The 14,149-nt window shown below is 43.0% G+C and carries 16 protein-coding genes; 4 read left to right on the plus strand and 12 right to left on the minus strand.

The genetic code is table 11. The features are described 5' to 3' along the window. From G519_RS46200 to G519_RS0135600, 10 genes are all read right to left on the minus strand, one after another. Window positions 1-218: transposase zinc-binding domain-containing protein (locus tag G519_RS46200; protein WP_036635117.1), on the minus strand; the 218-nt coding region annotated here is incomplete at its 3' end. Between the two features lie 607 nt (window positions 219-825). Beyond that, window positions 826-1,776 (minus strand): alpha/beta fold hydrolase, encoded by a 951-nt coding sequence (locus tag G519_RS0135560; RefSeq protein WP_029198647.1) that lies wholly within the window; start codon window positions 1,774-1,776, stop codon window positions 826-828. Window positions 1,777-1,917: 141 nt separating this feature from the next. Further along, window positions 1,918-2,127: a YezD family protein gene (locus G519_RS0135565; protein ID WP_029198648.1), complete on the minus strand. Its 210-nt coding sequence runs from the start codon at window positions 2,125-2,127 to the stop codon at window positions 1,918-1,920. A 19-nt stretch (window positions 2,128-2,146) separates the two neighbouring features. After that, the gene (locus G519_RS0135570; protein WP_029198649.1) at window positions 2,147-2,977 is read right to left on the minus strand and encodes an alpha/beta hydrolase family protein; all 831 of its coding nucleotides are present in this window, start codon (window positions 2,975-2,977) and stop codon (window positions 2,147-2,149) included. A gap of 218 nt (window positions 2,978-3,195) precedes the next feature. Further along, on the minus strand, window positions 3,196-3,615 hold the full coding sequence (locus G519_RS0135575) for a DUF4395 domain-containing protein (protein WP_029198650.1): 420 nt from the start codon (window positions 3,613-3,615) through the stop codon (window positions 3,196-3,198). A 22-nt stretch (window positions 3,616-3,637) separates the two neighbouring features. Then, a complete protein-coding gene (locus tag G519_RS0135580) occupies window positions 3,638-4,657 on the minus strand; it encodes an ABC transporter substrate-binding protein (protein ID WP_029198651.1) in 1,020 nt (339 codons plus the stop codon). Between the two features lie 45 nt (window positions 4,658-4,702). Further along, window positions 4,703-5,041, minus strand: coding sequence for a 4Fe-4S binding protein (locus G519_RS0135585; RefSeq protein ID WP_029198652.1), 339 nt, complete (start codon window positions 5,039-5,041; stop codon window positions 4,703-4,705). Beyond that, the gene (locus G519_RS0135590; protein ID WP_029198653.1) at window positions 5,041-6,651 is read right to left on the minus strand and encodes an FAD-dependent oxidoreductase; all 1,611 of its coding nucleotides are present in this window, start codon (window positions 6,649-6,651) and stop codon (window positions 5,041-5,043) included. The genes G519_RS0135585 and G519_RS0135590 overlap by 1 nt, the downstream gene beginning before the upstream one ends. Before the next feature lie 35 nt (window positions 6,652-6,686). Beyond that, window positions 6,687-7,457 (minus strand): ATP-binding cassette domain-containing protein, encoded by a 771-nt coding sequence (locus tag G519_RS0135595; protein WP_029198654.1) that lies wholly within the window; start codon window positions 7,455-7,457, stop codon window positions 6,687-6,689. 16 nt (window positions 7,458-7,473) lie between these two features. Further along, entirely contained in the window at window positions 7,474-8,265 is a 792-nt protein-coding gene (locus tag G519_RS0135600) for an ABC transporter permease subunit (protein ID WP_029198655.1), read from the minus strand. Window positions 8,266-8,769: 504 nt separating this feature from the next. Between G519_RS0135600 and cysT the strand changes: the two genes are divergently transcribed. The 4 genes from cysT to G519_RS0135620 are packed head-to-tail and all read left to right on the plus strand — an operon-like array spanning window position 8,770 to window position 12,622. Continuing rightward, on the plus strand, window positions 8,770-9,576 hold the full coding sequence (gene cysT, locus G519_RS0135605) for a sulfate ABC transporter permease subunit CysT (RefSeq protein WP_029198656.1): 807 nt from the start codon (window positions 8,770-8,772) through the stop codon (window positions 9,574-9,576). After that, on the plus strand, window positions 9,573-10,379 hold the full coding sequence (locus tag G519_RS0135610; protein WP_029198657.1) for a sulfate ABC transporter permease subunit: 807 nt from the start codon (window positions 9,573-9,575) through the stop codon (window positions 10,377-10,379). Before cysT ends, G519_RS0135610 begins: the two co-directional genes overlap by 4 nt. A 13-nt stretch (window positions 10,380-10,392) precedes the next feature. After that, window positions 10,393-11,478: an ABC transporter ATP-binding protein gene (locus tag G519_RS0135615; RefSeq protein ID WP_029198658.1), complete on the plus strand. Its 1,086-nt coding sequence runs from the start codon at window positions 10,393-10,395 to the stop codon at window positions 11,476-11,478. 37 nt (window positions 11,479-11,515) lie between these two features. After that, window positions 11,516-12,622, plus strand: a complete 1,107-nt coding sequence (locus tag G519_RS0135620; protein ID WP_029198659.1) for a sulfate ABC transporter substrate-binding protein — start codon at window positions 11,516-11,518, stop codon at window positions 12,620-12,622. Window positions 12,623-12,713: 91 nt separating this feature from the next. On the opposite strand, the gene G519_RS0135625 is transcribed toward G519_RS0135620, so the two are convergent. Then, a complete protein-coding gene (locus tag G519_RS0135625; protein ID WP_029198660.1) occupies window positions 12,714-13,505 on the minus strand; it encodes a sugar phosphate isomerase/epimerase family protein in 792 nt (263 codons plus the stop codon). A 453-nt stretch (window positions 13,506-13,958) separates the two neighbouring features. Then, window positions 13,959-14,149 (minus strand): ATP-binding protein (locus tag G519_RS46205; RefSeq protein ID WP_036635122.1); only part of this gene is annotated, 191 nt, incomplete at its 5' end.

Below are 14,149 nucleotides of genomic sequence, written 5' to 3' on the forward strand. Positions count from 1 at the left end.
ACCGGTTCCGGTTCTCCTTCTTTACATCCCTTGCACTCATACAACGCAAAGCCCAGATCTCTACTGCCGCACTTCATCGCTTTCTGAACCGTTTCTTCTATGCTTTTACGAACAGATTCGGGATAGGATTCGGCATGCATTTGCCAAAACCCATGAAAGTGATCTTTCAAGATTTTCTTGACTGTCCCTTTCTTTTTATACGATTTCGGCTCACCCATCCTTCATCCCCCCCATTTCCATTCTACATTACTTATCCACAGATCCGCATCCCGCATAATTTCCTATACAATAAAGAAAGACCTGAGGCTTTGCCTCAGGTCCTTTGTATGCTAATTCATATGTTTGAGCTTGGGGAGGGAATTGGATATAGGGCTCCAACCGCCCGTATCCGCTTTCTCCATGATCATCCTCTTTTCTCTGCAGACCGATTTTGGAAGCTGTCGCAAAGCTAACGAACCGTGCACACGCAATTGTCCTCATAATGCGCATACTCGAATGGCTAACGAATCGCAGCTGCGTTACGTTAGCGAAAAAGCGTGATTTGGGGCTTTCTTTCCTGTAATAGCGTTTTCTCGATTCGTTAGACTATCAAAAGCCCGCTTTTGGGCTTCATAACGTTATCTGAGTTCGTTAGCGTTTGTCCACAATGATCGACAGCCGACTTTGCACAATTGCAGAAGTTTTTGAATGTCCACCTTAGAAAGGGGATGCCATTAAGCTCTACCTCGAAACTTATACTTTCTGGCGTGGAACTAAAGCTGCCCCTCACTCATAGATTTCTCTACAAAGAGGAGCAGCTTTCTATCTTTTATTCACTTCGTTATTCTAACCCCTAGATGCAACCTGTTCGTTCAGCCATGCTGCAATGTCATTCATGACTTCATCCCGATTCACTTCATTCAACATTTCATGCCTGCCGCGAGGATAGAGCTTACTGCTAACGTTCTTAAGCCCTAGCCCTTGGTACATGCTAAGCAGCCTGCGTACCCCTTTACCCCCACCAACCGGATCATCTTCACCTGAGAATACGTATAAAGGCAAATCTTTACGAATTTGGTTGATGTGCTTAGCTTGATGAATTTCCTTTAGTCCTCGAAAGAAATCTCTGAAATAACCCGATGTAAATGTAACGCCGCAATAAGGATCGTCTACATACTTATCAACTTCACTTGCATCATTACTTAGCCAATCGAATGGCGTTCGGTTCGGTGCGAATCTTTTATTAAAAGCTCCAAATGAAAGAGACGTTACAAGCTTACTCCGGTGATGATCTCCACGAATAGCTGCTTCGGCTGTAGCAATAGCGATTGCTGCTTGTAAAGCTGCACCTTGTTTGCCATTTGTACCTGAAAGAATGATTCCTTGAACGTTATCGGGATGTCCATTTAAATACGACACCATGTAGTGCTGCGTTAAAAACGATCCCATACTATGACCCATCACAAATAACGGAATAGGATTTGGATACCTTTTACGGATCTCGTTTGTGGTTTGTCCCATATTTTCAACCATGCTATGAAAGCAATCTTTGCCAAATTTACCTACGGCTTCTGGTGAACCTGCTGTTCGCCCATGCCCCAAATGATCGTTTGCATAGACAGCATAACCTTGACTCGTTAATAAAGCAGCTAGCCTCTCGTACCTAACGGCCGTCTCGGACATGCCATGTGCGATTTGCACAATCGCTTTTATTTCACAGGACTCATCAGGCAGCCATTCATAAACATAGTTATTATTCTGTTTAGAGTCTTTCCAAATAAAATGCTGCTTCTGCATAAGCGCCCTCCATTTACTTTCCATTTTACTCCAAAATGTTACGCCTATTCTTCCTCATTATAAAGCTTTTACTACATGAAAACAGCCCTCTTTCCGAAGAAAGAGGGCTTGTAGAACATTTTAAATTTAAACCGCTAAACTCTAACCTTTACTTGTTTGTTTGACTGATTTCACTGCTTGCAATTGGGATTGCGGTTGAGATGGCGCGTCGAATCGTTTTCTCTCTGTCTTATCGATTTGAGCAATTTTACCATCGTGAACGACGATTTGAACGGAACCGTATTCCAACCCGTTTAACATTTGTTTAATCCTATCTACCCAAATATCATCTAATTCTAGTGGTTTCGCCATTCTCTTGCCTCCGCTTCCTTTAAATAGTCCAATCGTTCCAATCTTTTTTCTGCTTCTGAATAAAGGACAGCCAGTTCCCTGTTTTCTCAAAAAGTTCTTTCTTTGAGCTTGTTGTTGAATAAGTATGATCGGCTTGATAAACAAGCTCGAGTTCGCATTGACCCTCTGATCGCATCCAGAACATCTTCTGGTATAATGGCGCATAATCGACTGGTACCGTGTCGTCCGCGGTACCGTGGATAACGAGGACATCGCCGTTAAATTTACGCAGTTGTTCAAACGGTTGATACTGGGATAAAGAGTCAAAAAATCGACTTGTTAATATATAACCATGATGATCAATCGATCCACCTAGTGGAAGCTTCTCATATTCACTTTTGCTTACAATTCTTACAATATCGTTGTGGGGATGTGCGACTGCGGACCATAGTACGAGCGTTTTCACACGATTATCTCTCGCTGCTGTTAAAACGGCAGCCGCACCGCCTAAACTATGACCTACTAAAATCACACGGCTAAGATCTACACAATCAATTGTTGAGGCATAATCAATGACACTTCGCGTTTGTTCAATCAGAACATCCAGCCCGCCGGCGCCATATTCGCCAGTGCTTTCACCGCAACCACCGTAATCAAAACGGAGAACGAGGTATCCTTGGGAGCTAAATTCACGAGCTGCTTTCACAAATAACCGATCCCCCCCTATTCGACTGCCAATAAATCCATGACAGATGATAATAAGCGGCCAACGTTGACAATCAATTTGCGCAGTTCCTGATTGATTCGTCGGGTAATGTAACGTTGCGGCCAATTCGACGTCGTCGCTTTGAATTGTGATAGCATGCTCCATGTTGTTAACTCCCTTTCGTTTTCACATATAATTCCGATAAGTTTAGTAAGGATTAGTTATAAACCAATATTAGCATCACCTTTTAGAGGTGTCAATCCTATTTTCAACATATTTTCGGTAATCATTATTGATCCTAATAAGATGTTTATTACTTTATAATGCGGATAGAAAAGACTCCCACCTTGCTCTAGTGAGAGTCTTTCCATATTTACCTTTCATTAACCGCGCTTCACTCGCCGACTGACGATGAACTGCTTATACTGATAATAAATCGTACATCCAACGCAATAGCCCAACAATGCTGCTCCTGCGGCTAAAAGTAAGAAGCCTGTGAAGATATATCCCACCATACTCCAACCTATGACAAATGATGCAAGCGATAAAGATAGAAATAATACCGCTAAAGCATTGTTAAACCTTGTCAATTCTGCAGCTTGTGTTTCAGTGCCGCTTGGAGACAGAAACCGTTTAGACAGCGCTACGAACAGATTCCATTTCCCGCCACCTACTAGGCTAAATACCTGAATCACCCAAAGCAAGGCAACAAGCCAGGTCCATTGAAACGCAAATGCCAGCAGAACAAAGACAACAATACCCGTTTGATTGGCCTTTACATAGGAAATTGGAACTTCTTTCACCCTCATCCCCCCTTGGTCAATCTTATTTTATCACCCATTCGGTTATAACAAAATCTTTCTTCGCCAATCCTTGTTCCACGAGAAATTTCTTCGCTTCCTCTACAAGCTTTAAACCATCTGGAGTGCTTGATTCAACGGGCCACTGCTCGATTTTGAAAGATGCTTTCACAACGTCCACTGGATAACCGGATGCTTCCGCATAGAATTTGAAAAATTCTTCATTGTTTTCACGAATTTCCTTCACTGCTTTCGTGCGAAGATCGTTCCAAATTTTAGGAAATTGAGGATTCTTAGCCACATAATCTTCTGTAACTACCGTTAGACTTGAGCCTTGCAGAACTGGATGTTTGGCCGCTTCATCAATGGCAACATATCCTTTTTTCAGAAGTAATGGTCCGAATCCCGTTGGATAGGCATAAGCTGCAATGTCACCGCGGGATAGCGCAGCTTCGCCATCAGCAGGCAATAAATGCAGGATCTTCACATCCTTATCAAGGCCTTGCTCCTTAAGCAAGCTAGTTAAATACCGGCTCATATAGGAACCTTGGGAAGTAGCGACTTTTTTACCTTTGAGATCAGCTAAAGTCTTCGGACCGTCTGCTTTAGCTACCAGCCAAGCATTCATATTGATTTGCGTTTGGTTAATCAAACGCGTCTTCAGACCTGCAGCTTTCCCATTAATAGCGGGAGTATCCCCATAAATCCCAACATCCAGCGTTCCCGCGGTAATCGCCTCGTTCAAGTTAGGACCATTTGGGAAGTTGAAATATTTAAACTCCTTAACACCGTATTTCTTAAGTTCGCCCTCCAAGTAACCCTTGGATTGCGCCCAGCCTTCAGGTCCGGTAATGGTTTTATTATTATTCGCCGAAATAAATCCAATTCGAAGGGTTTCAGGCAGTGTAATTTTTGCATCTGATGCTGTTGTCGTCGTTGCTGTAGCCGATGTTTTGGTCGATTTTGCACCGCAAGCCGCTAACAATACTGTAAATAAAGTTAAAATAAGTGCAATACTGAGCAATTTAATTGATCTCTGTGTCATATGTCTTTGGACCCCCTGATAATTGTGAAATGGATATTGAAAGAATTAATGCGATGCCCGCATACGTTGGAAAATGATATAGGAACCGTCAGAGGAGGCTGTCGATTCTCTGCCTTTTCCCCAGCCTATGTTCTCTTTATAGCTTCCTAATAAACCTTCTTGAACTAATTCCCCTTCGTTGACTGCTACCGTTTGTTCAGCTACTGGAGAAACGTATAGAGCATCCGTTGGGCAGTATAACTCACACATGAAGCAGCTTTGGCAGTCTGATTGTCTGGCGATGACCGGAATATCTCCTGCTACCGATTCAAAGACATTCGTTGGACATACGGATACGCACTGATTGCAGCTAATGCAGCGATCCTTACTGAGGAGTTCAATCATTACACAACTGCCTCCTTTTTGACGCTTGAAATGGATGAATCAAGTAAAGGCTTAGCCCAAGCTGTATCCAACCCGCCACTAATGATGCGATATTGCTGATCTTGATCAACTCGCGGGAAGTCCTCCCGGCGATGCATGCCACGTGTTTCCTTTCGCTCCAAACCACTGGTATACATCCATCTTGCTGTGGCCGTCATAGCTGCCGCTTCGCGAACACGTACAACATTCCCATCACTAGCTTGAATGCCCTGCTTCAGTTCATGCCAGAGATGATTCAAGCGCCCCAGCGAATCCTGCAAGCCTTCACCTGTGCGGAACCAATTGCGATCATACGGGAATACTTCTGCTTGAACCGCTTTTATAATTTCTTGTGTATCGGGAGCATCGGATCTTGTCGTTGACTTTTTGGGTACACCTGTTGCTTCGGACAATCCTTTCGCCTTCCTATTTAAAGCTCCAACACCCAGTTTCAATGCATATTTAGCCGATGCCTCACCTGAGAAATACCCAGAGGACATAGCCCAAGCTGCGTTGTGACTTCCACCACCGGTAAATCCACCGCAGATTAGTTCTCTTGTCGCTGCATCTCCTGCTGCATAAAGACCAGGCACTTCCGTCGCGCACGTTTCGTCAATGATATGGATGCCGCCTGTCCCTCTTACAGTCCCTTCAAAGCGCAGGGTGATAGGAAACTTTTGCGTGAACGGGTCAATGCCCAGACGATCGAACGATAGAAAGAAGTTAGGCTGCGCTTGGCGCATCGCTTTTTTGACGATATCATCAGCCTTATCGATTCTAGCGAATACTTGCTGAGTCAGCAGCGTTCGAGCAATCACCGAACGCCCCCTTTGCGAGCCCGCGCCTTCAATTACGCTACCATCTTCATAATAAAAAGTGGCCCATGTATAGAAAGCAGACTTCGTTACAGGAGAAAAGGCCGGTGCTAACGAATACGCGGTAGAAAATTCCATGCCTGATAAGCTAGCTCCCGCTTCAGCTGCTAGCAAGTACCCATCACCTGTCAAGACATTCGTGCCTAGAGCCTTACTAAGGAAAGCACATCCGCCCGTTGCAATCACAACTGAAGCCGCATCTACACGCCATGTATCTTTCGTTTGGTTGTTCACCCCCGTTGCCCCGGCAACACCATGCTCATCAGCTAGCAGTTCGAGCGCCGGGCTGTGGTCCAGGATGCGAACTCCTGCTTTCTGCACTTGCTTACGCATCAACTTCATGTATTCGGGTCCCTGTAAGCTCTTCCGATGCGAAGTTCCCGTTTCGTCGAGCGGGAATGGATATCCCCATGCCGCAATTTGATTCGTATTGGTATAAGTTTGATCTAGAACTTTCTTCATCCAACCGCGGTCAGCTAAATAACCGCCTAGCGCTTCCCTGCTTTTCATCGCTTCCTCACGCTCATCCGCATTAGGATTCACGTACCATAAGCCTGTTCCTGATGGTGCCGTGGCGCCGCTCGTTCCGCAATATCCTTTATCGACCAGGATGACTTTCGCTCCTTCTTTCGCCGCTGTGATGGCCGCCCATGCGCCAGATGGTCCCCCACCAATAATTAGTACATCCGCTTGAAGCTGCAAATCAAATTGAGCCATTCCTTCGTCCTCCTTTATGATCCTTCTTCTATTGGTTAAATTGAAAATGCATCTGCTGCAGCTCTTGCCTGCTCATACGGCTGCTTCACAAGAAGCCTATCCAAAATGGTCTTCTCATAATAAGCAAATCCACTATCATGCTCTCTAGGTCGAGAAAGTGAGATCTTTAAGTCTAGCCCTATTTTTCCATCTTCGATAATAATGACCCTATCAGCTAACGCTACTGCTTCACTAACATCGTGCGTGACCAACAGAACCGTGAATTGCTTCTCCAACCATAGCTGCTCAATAAGCTGCTGCATTTCTATCCGAGTTAAAGCATCCAAAGCGCCTAACGGTTCATCTAAAAGCAGTAGACGCGGATTACCGGCCAATGCTCTTGCCAAGGCTACCCGCTGCCTTTGACCACCGGAGAGAACAGCAGGCCAATCATACCGTTTATGCTCAAGCCCAACTTGCTGGAGTGCTTTAAAGGCGACTTCCTTGTCGCCGGATTTAACACCGATCCGCACGTTATCGATATTCTTTTTCCATGGCAGCAGACGGTGTTCCTGAAACAGTACTCTTGTATCTTCGTGAATACCATTAATCGCCTGAGCATCTAATAAGATTGCACCACTTGAAGCTTCATCGAGACCTGCAATTAAACGAAGCAACGTACTTTTTCCACATCCGCTGCGACCCACTATGGCTACAAATTCACCTTGTTTAATCGATAAATCAATCCCAGATAACACTTGAGTTTGACCAAATGCTTTGTTTACATTCCGAATGTGCAGCTGAGTGCCTCCGCTTTTCATAGTCATGACTTATCCCCCTTCTCTAGGCTTTATTCAAGTAGTTGTGATGCCACTTCAGCCAACGATTTTCAAAATACTTGGCAATTAAATCAGATAATTTCCCTAATAAGGCGTACAAGATTACACATAATACAACAACATCCATTTGCATAAATTCCCTCGCATGCGTTGCCATGTAACCAATTCCGGAATCTGCCGCGATCGTTTCAGCAACAATTAAACTGAGCCACATGATGCCTAATGAAAATCGGATGCCTAGTAAAATGTTCGCTAATGCCCCTGGCAAAATCACTTTCGCAAATAACGCGAATCCTTTTAGGCCATACACTTTGCCCATTTCTACTAAACCTGGATCGACGGATCGAATCCCATGAAATGTATTAAGGTATATGGGGAACGCAACTCCCAATGAAACAAGGAAAAGCTTCGATGTCTCGCCGATACCGAACCACATAATAACGAGTGGAATCATCGCTAAGTGCGGGATGGTTCGCACCATTTGAACAGATGAATCTATATATCGTTCGGCTATTGGGAACACCCCATTTAGCAAACCAATGACGAAAGCAATACTCCCGCCAATCAGGAACCCAAGAAAAGCCCGCTTCGTGCTCACGGCTACGTATTCAAACATAGTTCCATCTTTAATTACACCGTATAAAGCAGTTAAAACCTCCCAAGGCGTTGGCAAGATGCGCTCAGATAACCAACCGGATAATCCAAGAACTTGCCAGAGAAGCAAAATGACGATCGGTATGACCCAAGGCTGCCAAAACTTAGATTCCTTTAATGATGAAGTGCCATTAGCTAGCATGTGAATCCCTCTTTCTTCTCATAAAGTAAAGTGGCGTTAGAAAACAGAAAAGACTCCCGATTCCTGCCTCAAAATACGAAGCGAGAATGGGAGTCTCCAGTCATCTGGTCGACTCTTTTAATTAATTTAATAATTCATACCTGTTTACTTGGTTTTAATATGTTTACTATACTATCACCGGTTTTAAGCTGCGTCAATGACTTTTTGTACCTGCGAAAAGACTATGTCATTAAGAAATAGTTATTTTCAAACACCATTTATTCATACTAAAATATCTCTTCATTAATAGGTTTGTCTTATAACATCCGAAAGTCATGTAATAAAACAGTGCTTTTGTCTTGGAAATCATGAATATTATTTGTGAAATGACTTATCAAATAAATATTTGATTTTTCTTTGCATAAAATTGCGGTTAGGCGTATTGACAAATCAGACCATCCGTTGGTATAGTCAATTTATTATTCCGAGTAAAAAGATATGATTAATGACATTAGGTGGTGTAATGTGGGAAATAAGGTTTTTAAAGCTACGGTTCGATCTGTGCTTATCGGCTATTTGATAGTACTTCTTGTCATCCCGATAGGTTCCATCTATTTGAAAGGATTTTCATTAGGATGGGATCCATTTTGGAAAGAGGTTACAGGACCCTTAGCCTGGAAGTCCATTGTGCTAACCGTTAAGCTCAGTGTTGTCTCGACCATCATTCAAGCAATTGTAGGCACCATCATTGCTTATGTCCTCGTCCGTTACACCTTCCGCGGGAAAAGCATTTTAAACAGTATGGTAGATCTACCCTTCTCGCTTCCGACTTCCGTAGCTGGTTTAATGTTCCTAACCCTATTAGGACCTTCAAGTCCGCTTGGTGTCTGGCTCGACCATTTGGGAATTAAACTGCTTTATAATCAAACGGCTATCGTGATAGGGCTTGTATTTGTTACCTTTCCATTTGTTATTCGAACTGTTCAGCCTTTGCTTGAACAAATCGATCCAGCGGAAGAACAAGCCAGCTTTACGCTTGGTGCGGGTAGATTTTACACCTTCTGTAGAATCGTTTTCCCAGCCATTTTCCCTGGGATCATAGCCGGAAGCATGCTCGCCTTCTCCCGATCACTTGCCGAATTTGGAGCCATCTCCCTCATATCAGGCAATTTGCCAGGTAAAACGATGGTCGCATCGGTCTATATATATGGTGAAACACAGAATTTCAACCCCGAAGGCGCAGCCGCTATCTCTCTAGTGCTCCTTACATTGTCCGTCCTTATTCTCTGGATCATCAATGTACTGACACGCGGAAAGGGGCGCCTAGCATGAGAAAAGTATTAATCAGTATTTCATTTCTCGTTATTTTCTTACTTATTATGTTGCCTTTTCTTGGGATTACCTTTGGTGCTTTTGAAGAAGGCCCGCAAGCTTTTTTCGACGCTCTCGTACGACCTGAAGCCCTGCATGCCATGAAAATTTCGTTAATTATCGTAGTGATTGTAACCATTCTTAATGCCATTGTCGGCATTTACGTTTCTTTAGAAATTGTCAGAGGTTCTTGGATCTCCCGCTGGTTGAAACCAATCATCAACGCACTTATTGATCTCCCTTTTGCTGTATCTCCTATCATTGTTGGGTTAATGGTTATTTTGATCTTTGGTCCAAACACCGCGTTTGGCACCTTCATGGAAGACCATAATATGAAAATTGTCTATGCTGTACCCGGCATGGTCTTAGCAACAATGTTCATTACATTTCCTCTGATGGTACGAGAAGTGGTGCCTTTACTTGAAGAGATTGGTACACAGTCGGAAGAAGCTTCTGCTACTTTAGGAGCTGGCGCCTGGCGTACATTCATTCAAATTACATGGCCAGGTATTCGTTGGGGCGTGCTATACGGTCTCATCTTAACGATCGCAAGAGCGCTTGGCGAATTTGGATCGATTCTTGTCGTATCCGGCAATATCATTAATCAAACGCAAACAGCGACAACCCTTGTTTATCAAGATGCCGAACAATTCCACCTCGTGGCAGCTAACAGCGTTGCTTTCGTCTTAGGTCTCATTTCGATTTCTATTTTATTAGCGCTTGAGTGGTTGAAAAGAAGAAGTGAAAAATTGAGAAGCCATTAAGGAGGAGCCCAGCATGCATATCGAAGTCAAGAACCTAAATAAACATTTCGGGCAGTTTCATGCCATCAAGGACGTCAATTTCAGTATTACGAAAGGTCATCTGGTCGGTTTGATCGGGCCAAGCGGAGGCGGTAAAACGTCCATTCTTCGAATGTTATCGGGACTAGAAAGCCCAACTTCTGGCGATATTTACTTCGACGGGAAACTGGCGACTCATCTTCCGGTTCAAGAAAGAGGAATTGGCTTCGTATTTCAAAGCTATGCTCTCTTCAAACATATGACTGTTTTTGAAAATGTCGCTTATGGCCTAAAGGTTTTGAAAAAGCCTAAGGACTTCATTCAAGATCGCGTTTCTTACCTTCTGGGTTTGATGGGGCTTGCCGGTAGTGAACGTAAATACCCTCATCAGCTCTCTGGCGGTCAACGCCAACGGGTTGCCTTCGCAAGAGCTTTAGCACCCGAGCCTCAACTGCTCCTGCTTGATGAACCTTTTGCAGCCATTGACGCTAAAATTCGAAAAGAGCTCCGCGTTTGGCTGAGAAACCTCATCGACGAGTTTAAAGTAACAACGTTATTCGTCACGCATGATCAGGATGAAGCCATCGAAGTTGCGGACGAAATCATTCTTGTTCAGGGGGGGAAAATTGAGCAACAAGGAAGTCCTTGGGAGATTTACACAAAACCTGCTTCCTCTTTTGTAGCCTCGTTCATTGGAGAATCCAATATTATTTCGCAATATACCCCACTAATCGGGTTTCCTTACTTGGAAGAATTACAGAAGGATGGTCAATGGCTTCCAGACGTTAACGTGTTGATTCGACCAGAATCCATTGAAGTTCGCAACCATGATGTTTCTCATCTCGCTACAGCTGGGGAAAAAGGAAAAGTAACACATGCTCATTTCCGCGGGGATTCCTGGTATTTGGAAATTGATACAGGGGCTATCAAGCTATTTGCTTATCAGTCCGTAAAGGAAAAGATTTACCAACCTGGAGACGAGGTAAATATCCTCATCCATCACATCTCTGTGTTTACGAAAACGGACAATAAGTTGATTGAGAATCAGGCTAAACAAGATCCACTGCCTGTTTTTATATAAAAATTGTTTGTATACATTAGAAGGGGAGTTGTAAACCATGAAAAATTTCAAAACGCTTGGCTTAATCACAGCAACATTATTCACAGCAAGTATTGCTCTAACAGCCTGCGGAACGGGGACGAAACCCGGTAGCTCACCTTCTCCATCTGCAGCGGCGGCATCAACATCCGTGGCAAGCGCTGCTCTAAAGGCTGAAGGCGGCAAAGTGACAATTACGCTTGGAGCTTATTCGGTCGTCAAAGAATCCTTCGATCTCATTATTCCTAAATTTAAAGATCAATGGAAAAAGAAAACGGGTCAAACTGTTGAATTCCAAGAATCCTATGTGGCTTCCGGTGCGCAAGCTACTGCCATTATTCAAGGCTTTGAAGCAGATATCGCTCCACTGTCTTTGGAAGGTGATATTCAAAAGATCGCTGAAAAAGGTTTAATTACGCACGACTGGAAAAACAATCCTTACAAAGGTAATATCACAGCTTCGATCGCTGCAATTGGTGTTCGTGAAGGCAATCCAAAAGGAATTAAAGACTGGGCAGATTTGACGAAACCGGGTGTTGAAGTTCTGATTCCTAATCCGAGCACTTCCGGTGGAGCCAAATGGGATATTAATGCAATCTACGGAGCAGGCTTGAAAGCTTCTGAAGCTGCTGGTAAAAAAGACCCTGCTGCGGCAAAAGATCTCGTAAGCAAAGTCTATAAAAACATAAAAGTACTGGATAAAAGTGGTGCAGATTCCCTTACTACCTTCGATAAAGGTGTTGGCGATGCGATCGTCACTTATGAAAATGAGCTGCTGGCTCGTATTCAATCCGGTAAAAAGTATGTTGAAATCATTCCACAATACACAACATCCATTGAGAATCCAGTTGCCCTTATTGATAAATACGTAGACAAACATGGTAATCGCGAAGTAGCGCAAGCCTTCCTAGACTTCTTATACACACCTGAAGCTCAAAAAGTATTCGCAGAAAAAGGCTTCCGTCCCGTTCTGCCTGAGGTTGCTAAGCAATACGAGAAAAACTATACAACACCTGCCGGCTTGTTCAACATTGAATACCTCGGCGGCTGGGATAAAGTGAACAAAGAGCTTTATGGCAAAGGCGCTATCTGGGAAACCATTCTTGCCGAAGGTGGAACCAAGTAAGAACATAGGAAAAGCCCGTTGCGAATGTGTAATTCGCTTCCGGGCTTTCTTTATTGTTATACGTTATGAGTTTTGGCAGTATAGACCAAGTTCAAATAAACTTATAATTTTTCTTTATTTGTTCTACTGATTCACGTAAAGATGCACTTGTCTTTACTTCAATCACAACGGACAAGTCATGATTTTCAGCAAAAAGAAGTCGATCATTAATAGGAACATTACCGCTATATAAGGGCTGGTGGTCAGATTTATCATTGCAATCATGGAGATGCATATGCTTAATGCGATCAGTAAATCTTCGGAATACAACCTCTTCCTTAAAACTAACTTTAGCATCGTGCCCTACATCCCATGTGAGGTGAAAATTATCGAACTTCGCTAACATCTCGAGAGCCCTACTAATGAATGGAATATGAAAATTACATGTATTTTCAATCGATAAAACAACATCTAAACTATTAGCAAGCTGATAGAGTTGTGAATAGGATTCAAAGAGTAATTTATTAAATTCTGATTCGTATTGTTCATTAATCCACATTCGTTCGTGTGGTAATGTAAAGTAGATGCCATTATTTAAATGCATATTTAGAGTTTGTATCCCTGCCATGTTAGCCCATTCAATTGTTTCTTTACACCTCTGTAAATGTCCCATTCTTATTGAAGGATGAAACGATGATAAATCAATTTCTTCTGGTAAATGAACAGTAAATTCAATGTCATAACCTTTCTTAATATGCCTTATTTCCTGATGGCTTAAATTCTCAGGTAGACATATCGGAAGATTCATATTTAGTTCAATGAAATCAAGACCTAATTCTTTGCATAGGTCAACATTTTGTTCAAGAGTTTTAAATTCTATTAACGTTGGCATTCCTAATTGCATTTTGGACTACCTCCCTTTCTTGTTTGCTGAGTTCCTTGTATCACTTCCTTTAAATGAATCGGTGGACTGAGGGTCGTGCGTCCGCATCGGGGTAACAGTGTTATTAGACTTTCATATTACCTTCGAAATCCAGTTAAGATTATTCAGTAACAAATGCTCTATATCTCACCAGAACAAGATCATCCTCTTCATCGTACCTATAAATAACCCAGTACCTGTCATAATCAGTTTGCATTTCTTCAATTTTATTCTGAAAACAATTGGTTATATCTTCTATTAATCTATCGGTCTATGAAAATTTCTTATTTGCTCTTATCTTTATTAATTTTGAATATTTCGGTGCGGCAGAGCCGCTGGGTTAATGAGTGAGAGCCACGTTGTTAATGAAATAGAGCCGCCCTCTCAGAGGTGAGAGCCACCGCGAATAGATGGCTCTCGTTAGCAATGCTGGACTTAAATCAACTGTGCTTTTCGCTTTCTCATCGAATCTTCGCCGTCGATGAGCATGTGATAGGAATTATGAACGATACGGTCTAAGATGGCGTCCGCCATGGTGTGTTCTCCAATTTTATCGTGCCATCCTTCGGGAGCAAATTGAGAGATGAAAATCGTTGAGGCATTCTGATGCCGAGCCTCAATGATTT

It is taken from the genome of Paenibacillus alginolyticus DSM 5050 = NBRC 15375 (genome assembly GCF_000422905.1).
Lineage (GTDB): Bacteria > Bacillota > Bacilli > Paenibacillales > NBRC-103111 > Paenibacillus_E > Paenibacillus_E alginolyticus.